This is a genomic window from Chryseobacterium sp. RR2-3-20 (genome assembly GCF_017808115.1).
Lineage (GTDB): Bacteria > Bacteroidota > Bacteroidia > Flavobacteriales > Weeksellaceae > Chryseobacterium > Chryseobacterium oryzae.
In genome coordinates, this window is record NZ_JADQBD010000062.1 from 1 (window position 1) to 16,814 (window position 16,814).

General features: G+C 34.2%; 15 protein-coding genes. 12 read left to right on the forward strand and 3 right to left on the reverse strand.

Annotated elements, in window-relative coordinates:
* Positions 1-321 precede the first annotated feature (321 nt).
* The 3 genes from IV513_RS12400 (at position 322) to IV513_RS12410 (ending at position 2,555) form a co-directional block, all read left to right on the forward strand.
* Positions 322-1,305, forward strand: a complete 984-nt coding sequence (locus IV513_RS12400; protein WP_209390894.1) for a D-alanine--D-alanine ligase — start codon at positions 322-324, stop codon at positions 1,303-1,305.
* A gap of 80 nt (positions 1,306-1,385) precedes the next feature.
* The gene (gene coaD / locus IV513_RS12405; RefSeq protein ID WP_209390881.1) at positions 1,386-1,850 is read left to right on the forward strand and encodes a pantetheine-phosphate adenylyltransferase; all 465 of its coding nucleotides are present in this window, start codon (positions 1,386-1,388) and stop codon (positions 1,848-1,850) included.
* A gap of 72 nt (positions 1,851-1,922) precedes the next feature.
* Complete coding sequence (locus IV513_RS12410) at positions 1,923-2,555, forward strand: trimeric intracellular cation channel family protein (RefSeq protein WP_209390882.1); 633 nt, start codon at positions 1,923-1,925, stop codon at positions 2,553-2,555.
* Positions 2,556-2,626: 71 nt separating this feature from the next.
* Here the strand turns inward: IV513_RS12410 and IV513_RS12415 are convergent, their stop codons facing one another.
* Positions 2,627-3,196, reverse strand: coding sequence for a DUF2892 domain-containing protein (locus IV513_RS12415; RefSeq protein WP_209390883.1), 570 nt, complete (start codon positions 3,194-3,196; stop codon positions 2,627-2,629).
* Positions 3,197-3,272: 76 nt separating this feature from the next.
* A complete protein-coding gene (locus IV513_RS12420; protein WP_209390884.1) occupies positions 3,273-3,767 on the reverse strand; it encodes a dihydrofolate reductase in 495 nt (164 codons plus the stop codon).
* A gap of 75 nt (positions 3,768-3,842) precedes the next feature.
* Here IV513_RS12420 and IV513_RS12425 point away from each other — a divergent pair, with 75 nt between their 5' ends.
* The 5 genes from IV513_RS12425 to IV513_RS12445 all read left to right on the forward strand — a co-directional run bounded on the left by IV513_RS12425 (position 3,843) and on the right by IV513_RS12445 (position 8,223).
* Positions 3,843-4,451 carry a LemA family protein gene (locus IV513_RS12425; protein WP_209390885.1) on the forward strand — a complete coding sequence of 203 codons (609 nt, stop codon included), beginning with the start codon at positions 3,843-3,845 and terminating at the stop codon, positions 4,449-4,451.
* Positions 4,451-4,882: a TPM domain-containing protein gene (locus tag IV513_RS12430; RefSeq protein ID WP_243577713.1), complete on the forward strand. Its 432-nt coding sequence runs from the start codon at positions 4,451-4,453 to the stop codon at positions 4,880-4,882. Before IV513_RS12425 ends, IV513_RS12430 begins: the two co-directional genes overlap by 1 nt.
* Positions 4,863-5,657: a YgcG family protein gene (locus IV513_RS12435; RefSeq protein ID WP_209390887.1), complete on the forward strand. Its 795-nt coding sequence runs from the start codon at positions 4,863-4,865 to the stop codon at positions 5,655-5,657. The genes IV513_RS12430 and IV513_RS12435 overlap by 20 nt, the downstream gene beginning before the upstream one ends.
* A 165-nt stretch (positions 5,658-5,822) precedes the next feature.
* Complete coding sequence (locus IV513_RS12440; protein WP_209390888.1) at positions 5,823-6,344, forward strand: NAD(P)H-dependent oxidoreductase; 522 nt, start codon at positions 5,823-5,825, stop codon at positions 6,342-6,344.
* Position 6,345: 1 nt separating this feature from the next.
* Entirely contained in the window at positions 6,346-8,223 is a 1,878-nt protein-coding gene (locus IV513_RS12445) for a monovalent cation:proton antiporter-2 (CPA2) family protein (RefSeq protein WP_209390889.1), read from the forward strand.
* A 1-nt stretch (position 8,224) separates the two neighbouring features.
* Here the strand turns inward: IV513_RS12445 and IV513_RS12450 are convergent, their stop codons facing one another.
* Positions 8,225-9,034 (reverse strand): head GIN domain-containing protein, encoded by an 810-nt coding sequence (locus tag IV513_RS12450; RefSeq protein WP_209390890.1) that lies wholly within the window; start codon positions 9,032-9,034, stop codon positions 8,225-8,227.
* 144 nt (positions 9,035-9,178) lie between these two features.
* On the opposite strand from IV513_RS12450, the gene IV513_RS12455 reads away from it, so the two are divergent.
* The 4 genes from IV513_RS12455 (at position 9,179) to IV513_RS12470 (ending at position 16,571) form a co-directional block, all read left to right on the forward strand.
* Complete coding sequence (locus IV513_RS12455; RefSeq protein ID WP_209390895.1) at positions 9,179-11,320, forward strand: M3 family metallopeptidase; 2,142 nt, start codon at positions 9,179-9,181, stop codon at positions 11,318-11,320.
* 161 nt (positions 11,321-11,481) lie between these two features.
* Positions 11,482-12,645 carry a T9SS type A sorting domain-containing protein gene (locus tag IV513_RS12460; RefSeq protein ID WP_209390891.1) on the forward strand — a complete coding sequence of 388 codons (1,164 nt, stop codon included), beginning with the start codon at positions 11,482-11,484 and terminating at the stop codon, positions 12,643-12,645.
* Between the two features lie 122 nt (positions 12,646-12,767).
* On the forward strand, positions 12,768-15,416 hold the full coding sequence (locus tag IV513_RS12465; RefSeq protein WP_209390892.1) for a 4-alpha-glucanotransferase: 2,649 nt from the start codon (positions 12,768-12,770) through the stop codon (positions 15,414-15,416).
* Between the two features lie 138 nt (positions 15,417-15,554).
* The gene (locus IV513_RS12470) at positions 15,555-16,571 is read left to right on the forward strand and encodes a hypothetical protein (RefSeq protein ID WP_209390893.1); all 1,017 of its coding nucleotides are present in this window, start codon (positions 15,555-15,557) and stop codon (positions 16,569-16,571) included.
* Positions 16,572-16,814: the final 243 nt, after the last annotated feature.

Sequence of the window (16,814 nt, forward strand, 5' to 3'; positions counted from 1 at the left end):
GTCCCAAAATGTGCTGAAAAACTGAATAAATTCATATCTAATTGTTTGATTACTACAAATATACAAAAGTTATGATAAATTACGGATATTCATAAAATTAATAATCGAAATCTGAAAATATTCTGAAAACATATTTTAGCTTCCCAACCAAAATCTGCAATAAAAATCTTCGTGGAAAAGGCAAATATCCGCTTACAAATTAAAATTCAAAATTTAAAACCTATCCTTTCTTTTTTAGAACCATTTTAGATTTTAAAAATGAAAAAATTACATCTTACCAAACATAATTTGTTTAAATTTGCCTTTATTGACAATTTTGATATGAGTAAAAAGCAAGTCGCCGTAGTGATGGGCGGTTATTCTGACGAATATAAAGTTTCTCTTAAAAGCGGACAGTTAATTTACGATTCTTTAGACCGTGAGTTGTATGATGTCTATAAAGTAGTTATTCTAAAGGATGAATGGTATTTCTTAGATGAAAATAATGAGAAAAAAACTATTAACAAAGGAGATTTTTCTGTAAATATAGACGGTAATACGAATCTGAAATTTGATGTATGCTTTAATATCATCCACGGAAGTCCTGGAGAAAACGGAATTTTACAGGCATATTGGGATGCTATCGGACAAAAATATACGGGATGCAACTTCTATCAAAGTGCTTTAACATTCAATAAAAAAGATACATTGGCAGTTCTTTCTAAGTACGGAATTCCTTCTGCAAAAAGTATTTATCTTAGAAAAGGCGAAGAAATTAATGTTGAAGAAATTACAGAAAATCTAGGGTTACCACTTTTTGTTAAGCCTAACCAATCTGGCTCTTCATTAGGAATATCTAAGGTTAAAGAAAAATCTGAACTCCTTGCTGCTACAGAAATTGCCTTCAAAGAAGATGATGAAATTTTAATTGAAAGTTTCTTAAACGGGATGGAAGTTTCGGTAGGCGTTATAGATTTCAAAGGAGAAACTATTGTTCTTGGAATTACAGAGATTGTTCCTAAAAATGAATTTTTCGATTATGAAGCTAAATATGAAGGAGCTTCCGAAGAAATTACGCCCGCAAGAATAGACAACGAAACCAAAATCCGTATCGAAGAAATTGCTAAAAAAGCATACAATTCTCTCGGTATGAGCGGTTTTTCCAGAAGTGAATTTATTTTGATGGACGGAATACCCTACATGCTCGAAATGAATACCAATCCTGGATTTTCTCCCGCAAGTATTCTTCCGCAACAAGCCAAAATTTACGGAATTTCTATTAAAGATCTCTGCGGTAATGAAGTGGAGAAAGCTTTAAATAAATAATAATTACATAAGTTAGAATTAGAGGTTAAATTTGGTTGCTTTCAGCTGAAATTTAAACCCGAAACTTAAAACTCTTACGCATGAAAATTGCTGTTTTCCCAGGATCATTTGATCCGATTACGTTAGGACATTATGACATTATTGAAAGAGCAGCTCCTCTTTTCGACAAATTAATTATTGCAATAGGACAAAATTCTCAGAAAAAATACATGTTTCCTCTGGAAAAAAGAATGGAATTCATTAGAAATTCTGTTGCTGAGTTCCCGAATGTTGAAGTAGATTTTTTTGAAGGTCTTACCGTAGATTATTGCTTCGAAAAAAATGCTCAATACATTATTCGCGGACTTAGAAATCCTGCAGATTTCGAGTTTGAAAAAGCCATTGCACATACCAACAGAACTTTGGCACACAAAAAACTGGAAACCGTTTTCCTTTTAACCTCATCAGGAAAATCATTTATCAGCAGCAGTATTGTAAGAGAAATCATTAATCATAACGGAGAGTACGAACTTTTGGTTCCCGAAGCCGTAAGAATTGAAAAATAAACAACTTAAAATATTCTCCACTGAATTAAAAGCTGAAAATTCAGCGAAAAAACTTCATAAACAGCTTTCAGAATGCACGAAAACTTCAATCTGATTATAGAAATTCTTGGAACGATCTCTTTTGCGATGTCGGGAAGTTTTGCTGCAATGCAGAAAAGGCTGGATCCTTTCGGGGTTCTTATTATTGCCTTTATTACCTCTGTTGGCGGTGGAACTGTTAGAGATTTACTGTTGGGCATTCCGGTTTTCTGGATGCGCGATTTGCTAACGTGCGGACTGATTTTAGAAACCAGTATTTTTGCTATGGTTTTCAAATCTATGGAAAAGAACTTTAAAGTAACCTTGTTTATTTTCGATAGTTTCGGCTTGGGATTATTTACCATAATTGGAGTTCAAAAAGGTCTTAATGCAGGAATTCATCCAATAATCTGCATTGGTTTAGGAACCATAACCGGGTGTTTTGGAGGAATTATCCGCGATATTCTGCTCAACAGAATTCCTTTAATATTCCGTAAAGAAATTTATGCCAGTGCGTGTATAATTGGAGGTTCAGCATTTTTGCTACTCACCAATTTCACCATGCTTTCTTACACCTTTATACAGATTTTCACCATATTACTCATCGTTGCCATCCGAACTTTTGCCGTAAAGTACCATTGGCAGATCCCAAAGTTTTACGGATATGAAAATAATTCTGAAATGTAAAAACTGATTAAAAAAATAAAAACGGCATCAAACAAATGATGCCGTTTTTTGTATTATAAAATCTTTTTCTGTTAAAAGAATTTACCTCTGTTTCTCATATTCGGGTTGTGCATATGCTTCTGCATAGTTGGCATTTTCAGCTGATCCTTCAGCATTTTAATCTGGTCGGTCATCATTCCTGCAGAATCTAATCTCTTCGCTTCCTCCAAAAGTTTTTGCCCTTCCTGTTTTCTACCTTTAGAAATTGCTCCGGCTGCAAGATTAAGCGTAGCCATTGCACGGTCGTGTTTCATATTCAACCCATATTCCAAAGCCTTTCTCATCAACGGTTCTACTTTTGTAGGGTGATCTTGTGCCAAAACCAAACCTTGAAGATAATGATAATACCCATACTGGTTTTTATGAAGTTCTGTCTTATAATTTTTAATATTATTTAAAAATTTGGAAGCTTTCTCCATATTCTGTTTTCTCAATTGCCAGAAAGCAAGTAAGATATTTTCATTTTTGAAATAAAGGAAAATAGGAAAAGCAGAAAGGATAAATACAACAATTCCCCATCCCAAACTTCTGGTATAAAACATCATGTAAAGACCTCCCAAAATAAGAAGTGCTGCTATTGCTATTTTTATGTTTTTGTTCATGATTAAATTTTAAGAAGTGCAAAGATAAAACATTTAGCGGTTAGAAGCTAAATGTTGAAGCTTAGAATTCTTCCAACTATTTCATTTCAACTCTTTCGTAGGTTTGAAAACAGAAGTCGTATTGATTTTTTTCATCTTTCTCATGACAAATCTCATCGGTTTTCACCCATATTTTAGCATCAATTGAAGGAAAAAACGTATCTGCTTTAAGACTTGCTTTTACTAAAGTTACTTCCAATCTATCGGCAATATCTATTGTCTGCTCGTAGATATTACCACCACCGATAATGAAAATATCTTCGTCTATTTTTTTGGCAAATTTAACGGCTTCTTTAATGCTTCCCACAATTAAAATTCCTTCCTCAAACCAGTCTTTTTTTCTGGAAACAACAATATTGGTACGGTTAGGAAGTGCTTTACCTATACTTTCGTAGGTTTTTCTACCCATAATGATGGGATGACCTGAAGTTAAATCTTTAAAATGTTTTAAATCTTTTGGAAGATGCCATAACAACTGATTATCAGAACCAATTTCATTATTTTCTCCCATTGCAACCACAATTGTTGTCATTTATTAATTTTTACGCAAAATTAGCACTTAATTTGTATATTTGAGTAGCACAAAAAGCATTAAAAATTTTAAACTATGAAAAATAAAGGTTGCATTAGCGCAATAATTATCGGAGTTGTAATTATAGTTATCTTATTAATCGGAGGATTATGGGCTAAAAATGGTTACAATAATTTTGTAGACAAGGAGCAAACGGTAGACGCAAAATGGTCTAATATCCAAACCGTTTATCAGAAAAGAGCCAATCTAATTCCCAATCTGGAAAGAACAGTAAAATCGTATTCTAAATTTGAACAGGAAACTTTAACAAAAGTGGTAGAGGCACGTTCGAAAGCAACATCTATCAACATCAATCCTTCAAATTTAACCGAAGAAGATATGGCGAAATTTCAGGCAGCACAAGGAGAACTAACGGGTGCATTAAGCCGATTGATGGCTGTTGTAGAATCTTATCCTAACTTAAAAGCAGACCAGCAATACATTAATTTCCAAAGAGAGTATATTGCTATAGAAAATAGCATTAGAGTAGAAACCGTGAATTATAACGATGCAGCAAAAGATTACAACATCGCCATTAAACAGTTTCCGAATAATATTTTGGCAAATTTTACGAATTTTAAAGAAAAACCTTTATTTAAAGCTCAGGCGGGAGCAGAAAATGCACCAAGCGTTTTCACAGAATAATAATGAATCGTTTTTTAACAGACCAACAAATAGCTTCCCTTGTGGAAGCTATTCAGTCGGCAGAAAGTCTTTCTACCGGAGAAATACGTGTACATATAGATTCTACAACTGATGAAAAAATCGCCGAAAAAGCTTTTGAAGTTTTCAAAACTCTTTGTCGTGACAAGACCACTGAAAAAAATGCTGTGCTTTTTCACGTTAACTTTGAACAGAAATACCTTACCATTATTGGTGATACGGGGATTCATGAAAAAGTACATCAATCGTTTTGGGATCATTTACACGATTATATTACCTCCGAATTTGCTAAAAAAAATTTTTATCCGGCTTTAAAAAGTGCTATTCTAAAAACAGGAATAGAACTGAAAAAACATTTTCCATCAAAAGGAAAAAACATCAACGAACTACCAGATGAGATTACATTCTCTTAAAACTTTTCTACTTTTTCTAGTAATCTGCTGTTGTAACACTATTTCAGCACAGTACACAATTCCCGAAAAACCAGCGGTTTTATACCCTATCTACGACGAAACAAACCTTCTTACACAAAAAGAAAAAGACGATCTTAACAATAAACTCATCCAGTTTGCAGACTCTACTTCTACCGAGATAGAGGTTATCATAATTCCGACTACTAATGGGGAAGACATTAACTTTCTTGCAGCCAGATTCGGCGAAAAATGGGGAATCGGGCAAAAAGACGTAGACAATGGTGTAGTTTTTATGATTGCTAAAGATGACAGAACCATCTCTATACAGCAAGGCCGTGCTGTGGAACCCTATCTTACAGCTTCAGTTGCCGGTCAGATCATAGATTATATTGTTACTCCAGAATTCAAAAAAGGAAAATGGTATGAAGGGATTAATGGTGGAACATCGGCAATTATGGAAGCCGTTCAGGGAAAATTCAAACCTTTAGAAAAAAAACATAAGAGCAATAATTCCAGTGAAGAGAAACTGATTATTATTGCATTTATTATTTTCATCATTCTAATTATTATCATGAGCAAAGGCGGTGGCAACGATGATGATGGAGACATTACTCTAAGCAGAAGAGGCAGAAGAAATTATCCCGGCGGATTTTTTCCTTTTCCCGGAAGTTTTGGCGGAGGTAGTTTCGGTGGAGGCAATTCTGGAGGCGGTGGCTTTGGAGGATTCGGCGGCGGCGGAAGTTTTGGCGGCGGTGGTGCTTCGGGCGGATGGTAATTTTTAAATCTCTTATAGTACAAGTTCAAAAATTATCCAATTTTAATATTCGAAATAAAAATAATTTTAAATCTTTTCCAGATTTCAGTATTAAAATTTAATTAATATTCCCACAGCAATTCATATTTCACGCAATTTTCTTTATATTTACGAAAAACGGGTTTTATGAAAAAAACGCTGGTGGTTTTTGCTCATCCTTATCTTGAACATTCTAACTCAAATGTAGAACTCATCAATTTCTACGTTCGACACCAGCATTTTACTCTTAGGGATTTGTATGAAGAATATCCTGATTTTCATATTGCTGCTTTCAGAGAACGGAAAAGACTTCAGCAATATGACCGTTTTATTTTTCAGTTTCCTATTATTTGGTTTGGCATACCTCCACTTTTAAAATTGTGGATCGATGAAGTTTTGGATCGTAATTGGCTCGCTGGAGAAGAAATAAATCCTTTAGAAAACAAAGATATTTATATTGTAGTAACCACCGGCGGAAAAGAAAGATCGTTCTCAAAAAACGGAACCTATAAATATACCATAGATGAAATCATCAGCGGACTTATTGTTTCCCTGAATGTTTTTAAAGCCAACGTAAAAGATATTACAGTGGTTTACGAAGCCCATAAATTATCTAAAAAAGAAATTATTTTACAGAAAAAGAAATTTGTAGACACTTTAAACCAATAGTATGGAAACCACTTTAGCCATGAACACTCTTTTATTCTTAGGCGTTGCCATTATTATGGTTCCGTTAGCTAGAAAATTGGGTTTGAGTTCTGTTATTGGATATATTTTAGGTGGAATTATCATTGGTCCCTACGTACTGAAACTTACCGGAAATGATGTAAACGACATTATGCACGCCAGCGAATTTGGAGTAATCATGCTGCTTTTTTTAGTTGGGCTGGAGCTAGAACCCAGAAAGTTTTGGGAAATGCGAAAGAAAATTTTCGGATTAGGTCTTACACAGATGGTTTTAACCATATCTATTCTTTTTGCCATTTTTGTTTTGGCAGGATGGAAAGTAGATAAATCTATTGCTATCGCCATGTGTTTTGCACTTTCTTCCACCGCAATTGTACTGCAGACTCTTCAGGAAAAAAACAATCTTAAAACTCTGGCAGGAGAAGCTTCGTTTTCTACACTATTGTTTCAGGATATTGCTGTAATTCCTATTTTGGCAATTTTGCCATTAATTGCAAATTACAAAGCAAGACATCACGATAATGAAGTTCAGATTCTTATCCAAAAACTTCCTGAATGGCTTCAGGCAGGAACGGTAATTTTCGGGGTTGTTATTTTAATTTTACTGGGAAGATACGTTTTTGTTCCATTTTTAAGATACGTTTCTAAAGCCGGAATGACAGAATTACTAACCGCGTCTTCTTTATTTTTGGTAATCGGAGTATCAGAATTGATGGTTGCCATTGGTTTATCTCCCGCTTTGGGAGCTTTTCTCGCAGGAGTCATGTTAGCCAACAGTGAATTTCGTCATGAACTGGAAGCACAGATCGATCCTTTTAAAGGTTTATTGCTTGCCGTATTTTTTGTGAGTGTAGGTTCTACAATGAATTTTAATGTCATTCAGCGAGATCCTGTGCTTATTTTCAGCATTGTTTTTGTGGTTTTGGCAGTAAAGTTTCTTGTTTTATTTGCTATCGGAAAGTTTTTTAAGCTTGATAATCCTCAGAGTCTTTTTTACGCCTTTGCCTTATCTCAGGTTGGAGAATTTGCTTTTGTATTGATTAATTATGCATCCGATCTTTACCTTTTCACTCCGGAAATTAATGCACAAATGATGGCAGTTACAGCAATTACCATGTGTATTACTCCCATTCTGCTCATCATCAACGAAAAATTAATCACTCCAAAATTTATAAAAGAAATCCCAAATACAGATTCCGATTTTAATATTCTTGATAAAAATATTGTTCAGAAAAAAATTATCATTGTTGGTTTCGGACATTTCGGAAGTACGGTGGGAAGACTTTTAAAAGCCAACAAAATTTCCGCAACTGTTTTAGACAGAGATTCGGATCGTGTAAAACTATTGAGAAGCTACGGTTTTAAAGTGTATTATGGCGACGCCACTCGACTACCCGTACTTAGAGCCGCAGGAATTGAAGATGCCGAAGTTCTGGTAGTATGTCTTGATGATCCTGATGATAATAAATTTATTGCAGAATTTGTGCGAGAACAGTATCCCGATGTAAAAATATTTGTTCGGGCAAAAAACAGAATTGATGCGTATGCTTATCTTGACCAGGGAATTGATAATATTTACCGGGAAACTTTAGGAACAGCGGTTGATATGGCGGTTGATGTTTTGCATGAAACCGGAATGAGAAAATATGCCGCAAGAAGATTAGGACAGAGATTTATGGCGATTGATAAAGATTCTGTAAGAAAACTGGCGAAAACAAACAAAGACGAAGATATGCATCTCTTTACCACAAAAGAAATCCTCCAGAGAGAGGAGGATTTATTAGCTTTCGACAACTTGAATTTCGAACATAAAGATTGGGAAACATTGTCTTCTAACCATGAAGAAAAAGAAAACACTTAATTTATTGAAGACTTACGCTTCCGCCACTGCTTTCATCTTTAGAAACTACATTTACATTTCCTTTCTTTATGCCTTTCAAACTTCCGCCGGAAGATGCACTTCCTTCAAACTGAGAAACCACTCCAACTTCTATGTTTGCTCCGCTGGAAGACTCTCCTTTCACCAAATCTGCCAATAGATTTTTCGCAGAAATATCACTTCCCGAAGAAGCTTTTAGCGTAGCAGTTTTTGCTTTACCCGACAGTTCTACTGTAGCCGAAGAAGACGTTTCTACTTCAAGATTAACAGCCCAGATATTACCTTTAAAACTTCCGCTGCTTCCTGCATCAATTTTAAATTCGTTGGCTTCTAGCTTTCCGGAAATATGTCCGCTGCTGGAAATCTCCAAATCTGTTTTATCCTGTGTAAACTGATCTCTAACCACAATAGTTGCTGCAGAATTAGCTTCCAGCTTAGAGAAATCTCTTGCATAAATTTTCGCCTTAACTTTGGTATTATTAATTACCCTAAATCCTTTTTTGTAATGAATATAGAGCTCCTTTCCATCATTTTCAACCAAAATTTCATTAATAATATTTTCCGGTGCAGAAATCACCACTTTTTCCACATCAGATTTAATAATTTCGGCTTCTATAGCTTGGGAAATTTCAATTTCATCAAAATCACCAGTATATTCTTTTGTTTTTGAAGGTCCATGATCCGAACGGGTTACATTGGGAAGCCAATCTGATTCTTTTTCTTTACTGTCGTTCTTTTTGCATGAAGAGAGTAAAATAAATCCTGAGAAAAGTAAAATTGCACTGTATTTCATGATATAATGTTTAAAAAGTTTAGTTTTTAATATCTTTATACTTTGTTAACAACTAAAATAGGAAATCTGTTACAATCCGCAGTTAAAAGAAGGCTGAAAATATCAGATTTAGATTATTTTTTTGAAAAAACTTATTCAATGTATATTAAAAACGTCTCATCTGTATTGCTGATGGCAGCATTAGCATTCAATTATTCATGTACAACAATGAAAACACAAGACATCCAAAAGGAAATTCCTGTTCCCGATGCTTCTCTTTCATCCAATCCATTAATGAAGAAGAGCAAACTGCAATATGAAGCTCCGGAATTCGACAAAATTAAAAACGAGCATTTTAAAACTGCTTTTGAATTTGGCTTGAAGCAACACGATGCCGAAATTTTAAAAATCGCCAACAATCCCGAAAAAGCTACTTTTGAGAATACATTGGTAGCTCTTGAGAAAAGTGGCGAAGTTCTGAAAAGAGCCATCATTATTTTTTCTAATCTAACCGGAGCCAATACCAACCCTACTCTTCAGGCTTTGGATGAAGAATATGCTCCCATTTTTGCAGCTCATTCTGATAAAATGTACCTGAATGAAAAGCTTTATCAGCGAATAAAGTCGATTTCAGAAAACGGTTTAGATGCTGAAAGCAAAAAATTACTGCAATTCTACAAACAAAATTTTGAAATTGCGGGAGCTAATTTATCGGTTTCAGATAAAGAAAAACTCAAACAAATCAATCAGGAATTAGCTTCTCTTTCCACACAATATTCTAATAAATTACTTGAAGCAAGAAGACAGGGCGGAGTATTTTTTTCTGACGCAAAAGAACTGGACGGACTTACTGCCGACGAAATTGCTGCCGCTGCAAATGATGCTAAAAATGCAGGAAAAGAAGGACAATATTTGTTGGCATTGCAAAATACAACGCAGCAACCTCTTCTTCAAAATCTTAAAAACAGAGCTACAAGAGAAAAGCTCTTTAAGGCTTCTTGGACGAGAGCCGAGAAAAACGACGGCAACGACACAAGAGAAACCATCGAAAATTTAGCTGCACTAAGACTGAAAAAAGCACAGGTTTTAGGTAAAAAAAGTTTTGCAGAGTGGAAACTTCAGGATCAAATGGCAAAAACTCCCGAAGCTGCATCCAAACTTATGAACCAATTGGCTATCCCTGCTGTAGAAACGGCAAAACGCGAAGCTAAAGACATTCAGGATTTAATCGATCAGCAAAAAGGAGGTTTCAAGCTAGAACCTTGGGATTGGAATTATTACGCTGAACAGGTAAGAAAAGCAAAATTCGATCTTGATGAAAGCGAAATTAAACCTTATTTTGAAATTACCACTGTTTTGGAAAAAGGTGTATTCTTTGCTGCAGAAAAATTTTACGGTCTTACCTTCAAAAAAAGAACAGATCTACCGGTTTATCACCCCGATGTGGTAACTTATGAAGTGTTCGATCATGATGGGAAATCCTTAGCTATCTATTATCTGGATTTTTATACAAGAGATTCTAAAAATGGCGGAGCATGGATGAGCAATTTTGTGGAACAGTCTTATCTTTTGGGAACCAAACCTGTAATTGTAAATTGCTATAATTACCAGAAACCCGCCGCAGGAAAGCCTTCTTTAATTAGTTTTGATGATGTAGAAACTATCTTCCATGAGTTTGGGCACTCTATTCATGGCATGTTTGCAAGCCAAAAATATCCTTCTCTTTCCGGAACGAATGTACCGCGTGATTTTGTTGAATTTCCATCACAGATTAATGAGCATTGGGCTTTAAATCCTACGGTACTGAAAAATTATGCGCTTCATTACGAAACTAAAAAACCAATACCACAAACTCTTGTGGATAAAATAAAGAAAGCGGCAACTTTCAACCAAGGATATATGACTACTGAATTGGTTTCTGCGGCAGAACTGGATATGGATTGGCATACGGTAACTGGTGAAAACCAGCTCATTCCTGTTTTGGATTTTGAAAAACAATCTTTGGCAAAGAACGGATTTACTCTATCTACGGTTCCGCCTAGATATCACAGTCCTTATTTCGCTCATATTTGGGGCGGCGGGTATTCTGCAGGATATTATGCTTATCTATGGTCTGAAACTTTAGACAGTGATGCTTGGGAATGGATAGAAAATAATGGCGGCCTCACCCGTGAAAACGGAGACCGTTTCAGAAAATATATTCTTTCTGTAGGAAACTCGGTAGATCTTAACCAGGCATTTCGAGATTTTACTGGGCACGATCCAGACATTAAACCACTTTTAAGAAACAGAGGTTTCATTAAATAATTTTAAAAAAGCATTCATTTATTTTGAATGCTTTTTTATTTAAAATCTTTGAGAATTAATCTTAAAACAACTTTCAATTTAATTTTTCATTTTATTTCATTCAATTCAAAAAAAATGTAACTTAGTCATATTAAAACATTTATACATAAAACAAATTAATTATGAAAAAACATTTACTCCCTATCCTCTTCATTTTTGCAGCACATTCTGTAAGCGCACAACAAGATTTTTTTGCACTTACCGGCAAAGATTCTCCTAGAATTGAATTCAATGATTTTCGTGCAATGAATGAAGATGGTACTTCAGGAAAGATTCTTTTAGAATCTACAACTTCTACCAATGTAATTTCTCAATCGAAAAAATCGGCTGTAACGGAAGATAAAAACTCCTATCACAATGCTCAGGCAACAAATTTAGCTGCATTGGCATACGATTTATCCGGGAACAGTCTGGTCTACATGCCTATGTTTTCGTCCAATGTGTATATTTTAAACCAAAACACAAAAGAAATTACTTTAATAGAAAATTCTGTTGCAAAAGTAACTCCATGCGATATTAATTCGCATATTACCAGAATGGCTACGGGATATGATGGAAATATTTATGCGATTAATAATGCTGGAACACAATTTATTCAGATAAGCAAAAAGAATGGAGAATATTCTGTAAAAGATCTGGGAATTATTAAAGATGATGTTTCAAACGGTAAAAATTCTTTTACTGCGATAGAAAGCGGCTTCGGAGGAGACATGATTGCCGATGCAGACAACAATTTTTATGTATTTTCTGTATCAGGAAACATTTTTAAAATTTCACCCAAAGAATTAACGGCAAAATTTATCGGAAAAATAAGCGGCTTACCCGAAAATTATTCGGTAAACGGAGCGGCCGTAAATGCAAAAGGGAATATTGTAATTGCCAGTGCAAAAGGAACACCCTTATACGAATTAAGTTTAAAAAACCTTGAAGCAAAGCAACTTCCCGGTGAGCAAAACCTTCATATTTACGATTTGGCAAGCAGATATTTTGTAAACGACAGAGTTACAGCAACGCAAGTAATGGCAAATATTGATGTTTTTCCTACTAAAATAGAAGATCAGTCTTTTACCGTGAATGTGAATGACAAAAATATTCAGGGAAATATTAAATTAGCAGTTTTGGATGCTTCCGGAAAAGTAATTTTTAATACAAACTTGTTTTTAAAAGGCGGAAATCTTTCTCAGCAGATTAACTTAAGAAATGTTCCAACAGGAGCTTATTTAGTAAATATTAACGATGAAAAAGGTAAAGTTTTATTGTCCAAAAAAATATTAGTAACAAAATAATTTTCTGAAAAATATTAAAAATCTCCACCTCTTCCATTACAGAAGAGGTTTTTTAATGAAAATTTGATTTGGTTACGTATTAATTTTCAAAATTTTAACCGTATTTTTAAAAAAAATATGAGATGAAATTATATTTCAATATAATCTATTATACAAAACCGGGTGAAAATTTAGAACTCATCCTCTTAGAAAAAAATCTATCACCAAGAAGCCATAAAATGTTTCATACAGGCAACGGAGCTTGGAAAGTTGAAATAGATTTTTTTTCTAAAAACATAGAATATTACTATCATATCGCAGATAATGAAGGGAATATTTTAAGAAAAGAACCTGTGAATCATCTTCTGAACTTCTCTCACAATTATAAAGAATTTGCAATTTTTGATGAGTGGAATTCTAAGAATCTTCCCGAAAATTATCTTAACAACAAAATATTAAAGAATAAGCTCAGAAACCTATCTTTTAAAAAGGTTTCTATTTTAAAAAAACATACGCATCTCTTTAAAATTGAAGCTCCACTTTATAACCCCGATTGGGAAATAGCAATTATTGGCAATATACCATCTTTAGGCGGATGGAACTATGACAAAGCAGTTCGCATGGTACAAACTGATGCAGGAACTTGGGAAGCTGCCGTAGAAATTCCTGAAAACAATATCATAGAATATAAATATTCGGTTTTCGATAACAAACTTCAAAAAATAATCGATATAGAAACAGGCAGTAACCGATCGGCTTTCCCAAACAGCCAAAAGGAAGTGCTGCAAATAATGAATGACCATTATTTCAAATTCAAATCTCAATATATGTATCATGCTGCAGGAGTTGCAGTTCCCGTTTTTTCTTTACGCTCTGAAAACGGTTTTGGAGTCGGTGAATTTTCAGATTTGAAACAACTTGCAGAATGGGCACAGAAAACCTCAATGGGAATTATTCAGGTTTTACCCATTAATGATACCACTGCAAATTACACTTGGACAGATTCTTATCCATATGCCGCGATTTCTGTGTATGCGTTACATCCACAGTACATTTCTCTTGAAAATCTTGATTATAAGATTCCTCAACATTTAGAAAACGATTTTCTAAAAGAAAAAGCTTACTTAAATTCGCTGGATCTTATCGATTACGAAAAAATGATTGCAGGTAAATGGAAATTTCTGAAAGCCGTTTTTCAATCTGAAAAAGAGAATATTTTTAAAGACAGAAACTTTAAAAAATTCCTTAAAGACAATGAACGTTGGCTTCTTCCTTACTCAGCTTTCTGTGTATTGAGAGATAAAAATAAAACCCCAAATTTCAATCACTGGAAAACTCACAAAAAATATATTGCAGGAAAAATTGCTCCATTTTTCAATCCAAAAAATAAAGATTACGAAGAAGCAATGCTGCATTCCTGGGTTCAGTATCAGCTTCATCAGCAGTTAAAGGAGGCTCTGCAATATATCCATTCCGTAGGAGTTTCATTAAAAGGTGATTTACCCATTGGTATTTACAGATATTCTGTTGAAGCTTGGACAGAACCTGAACTTTTCGGGATGAATTTTCAGGCAGGAGCACCACCAGATCAATTTACAGAAATCGGACAAAACTGGGAGTTCCCAACTTATAATTGGGAAGCTATGAAAGCAGACCAATACCAATGGTGGAAAAACCGTTTCAAAGCATTAGAGCAGTATTTTGATGCAATGCGAATAGACCATATTCTAGGGTTTTTCCGAATCTGGAGAATGCCAATTTCTGCTACACAAGGCATTTTAGGATATTTTTATCCCGCAGTTCCTGTAACAACAGAAGAATTCAGCATCCGTCATATCCCTTTTAATTTTGAAAGATATTGTACACCATTCATCAATGAAGAAATTGTAAGGAAATATTTCGGAAATGAAACCGAAAAAGCCCTCGAATTCTTAGAAAAGAAAGAAGATGGAACTTTTAGGTTCAAGGAAGAATTTAATACTCAGAGAAAAATTTCAGATTACTTTAAAGAAAAGTCTGATGATTTTTCTGAAAATCTGATAACACTTTGTGCGAATGTTCTTTTTGTAACTGAAGAAAAAAATGGAGAAAAGGTTTATCATCCAAGATTTAATGCATTCCGAACAGAATCTTATTATTACCTTACCGATTGGGAAAAATCTTCTATTTATGAGCTTTATCAGGATTATTTCTTTAAAAGACAAGACCAATTATGGAAGCAAAGTGCAATGGAGAAACTTCCTGTGATTCTAAATGCAACAGATATGCTGATTTGCGGAGAAGATTTAGGATTAGTTCCGGCGTGTGTCCCTGAAGTAATGGACGAATTAGCCATTATCGCGCTAAAAGTACAAAGAATGCCATCAGAAAGCATTCCGTTTTACAATCCGAAAAATGCTGGTTATATGAATGTGGTAACCGCTTCTTCGCACGATAGTTCTACATTAAGACAATGGTGGAAAGAAAATCCGGAATTAACTCAGAAATATTTTAATGAGCAATTAGGACAGTTCGGCAAAGCTCCTGAAAATTTAGAACCATATTTAGCTGAAATAATTATGAAACAGCATTTGTATAATGATGCTATGTTGGCAATTTTCCCTATTCAGGAATTTTTTGCCACAGATTATAATCTAGTAAATCCTCTTGAAGACAATGAGAGAATTAATAATCCCGCAGTATTTCCTCACTATTGGCGATACAGAATGCACGTAAATTTGGATACTCTTGTGAATTATTCAGAATTTAATCAAAAAATTTCAGAATGGATTAATGACAGCGGAAGAAACTAAAAAATATTTCATTGATTATCAAATGTTTAAAATAAATTAAACCTGAAGTTAAATCTTAAGATTTAACTTCTTTTTTGTATTTTCATCAAAAAGACAAGAACGAAAGTTTTATTTAACAACCAATTAACTATTTAAGAAATGAAAAAAATATTTATAGGATTAGCGCTCGGCTTAGCATATTTTGCTTTTGCGCAGCAATATCCAAATAACGGATGGGGCAACAATGGTTATTACGGAAGTAATGATGATTATTATAGTGACGAAGATGACCGAAATTTGTTCCCAGACGATTACTATTACAATTATCCGCAAGATTATTATCCTCAGGATTATTACCAAAGTTATTATAATGATTACCGACAAAGTATCTATAATATAGATTGGAATCGTTTTTTTGTACAGCAGAGACTCAACCGTTGGCAAATAGATCAGATTTTATACCTGAATAATCTCTATTCTAATTTTGCAGCTTGGGATAATTTTTACCGATACAATCCGGACAGATGGTATTATGACAGGTTTTATGCAATGGAAAGAATTTTAGGACTAAGAGTATTTGTAGTTTTCCAAAACAGATATTATAATGGTTACAATCCTATTGCTTATTTCCAGAATTACCGAAGAACTTATTATGTTCCGAGATTTCGGGTGATGCCGAGATATAGAAACGTAAATATTAATGTTTACAGAGTAGATAGAAACAGTTTTAGAAATGATAATCCTACACTGAATGTTGTAAGAAATTCTGGCTTTAGAAATGGCACTTCGAATGGAAATTCAGGATTCCGAAACGATACTGGAAATACAAGATCCAATTCCGGTTTTAGAAATCCGGATATGGGAACGAGAGGAAATTCCGGATTTGGAGGAAGAGACAATGGCGGTTTTAGAAATAATCAGCCAACTACGCCCAATGCATCAAGTCCACAAGTAATTACTCCAAGAGATAATGGTGGTTTCAGAAATAACCAACCTAGAAATTTTGAATCTCCCAGACCTCAGGTTATCACTCCGAGAGACAACGGAGGATTTAGAAACCAGCCGAGAATGGAAAATTCAAGTCCAAGAATTCAGAACAGCATACCAAGACAGGAAAATAATAACCGTGGCGAGGGAAGAAGTTCCGGATTCCGAGGAAGTTTAGTAAGAAATTAGTTTTTTTTAGTTTTCATATATTATATTTGAATGGTATTGAGAGTAAATATTTTTATTTACTCTCTTTTGTTTTTAAAATATTGTTAAATATTTAATAATAAAATTTAACTTATTTTATGAATTTAATTTTTAACCTCAACTATTTTTTTATGAATATCCGTAATTTATCATAACTTTTGTATATTTGTAGTAATCAAACAATTAGATATGAATTTATTCAGTTTTTCAGCACATTTTGGGACA

Coding starts and splice junctions, on each gene's coding strand:
- IV513_RS12400 (WP_209390894.1), top strand. CDS start 322: ATGAGTAAAAAGCAAGTCGCCGTAGTGATGGGCGGTTATTCTGACGAA.
- coaD (WP_209390881.1), top strand. CDS start 1,386: ATGAAAATTGCTGTTTTCCCAGGATCATTTGATCCGATTACGTTAGGA.
- IV513_RS12410 (WP_209390882.1), top strand. CDS start 1,923: ATGCACGAAAACTTCAATCTGATTATAGAAATTCTTGGAACGATCTCT.
- IV513_RS12415 (WP_209390883.1), bottom strand. CDS start 3,196: ATGAACAAAAACATAAAAATAGCAATAGCAGCACTTCTTATTTTGGGA.
- IV513_RS12420 (WP_209390884.1), bottom strand. CDS start 3,767: ATGACAACAATTGTGGTTGCAATGGGAGAAAATAATGAAATTGGTTCT.
- IV513_RS12425 (WP_209390885.1), top strand. CDS start 3,843: ATGAAAAATAAAGGTTGCATTAGCGCAATAATTATCGGAGTTGTAATT.
- IV513_RS12435 (WP_209390887.1), top strand. CDS start 4,863: ATGAGATTACATTCTCTTAAAACTTTTCTACTTTTTCTAGTAATCTGC.
- IV513_RS12440 (WP_209390888.1), top strand. CDS start 5,823: ATGAAAAAAACGCTGGTGGTTTTTGCTCATCCTTATCTTGAACATTCT.
- IV513_RS12445 (WP_209390889.1), top strand. CDS start 6,346: ATGGAAACCACTTTAGCCATGAACACTCTTTTATTCTTAGGCGTTGCC.
- IV513_RS12450 (WP_209390890.1), bottom strand. CDS start 9,034: ATGAAATACAGTGCAATTTTACTTTTCTCAGGATTTATTTTACTCTCT.
- IV513_RS12460 (WP_209390891.1), top strand. CDS start 11,482: ATGAAAAAACATTTACTCCCTATCCTCTTCATTTTTGCAGCACATTCT.
- IV513_RS12465 (WP_209390892.1), top strand. CDS start 12,768: ATGAAATTATATTTCAATATAATCTATTATACAAAACCGGGTGAAAAT.
- IV513_RS12470 (WP_209390893.1), top strand. CDS start 15,555: ATGAAAAAAATATTTATAGGATTAGCGCTCGGCTTAGCATATTTTGCT.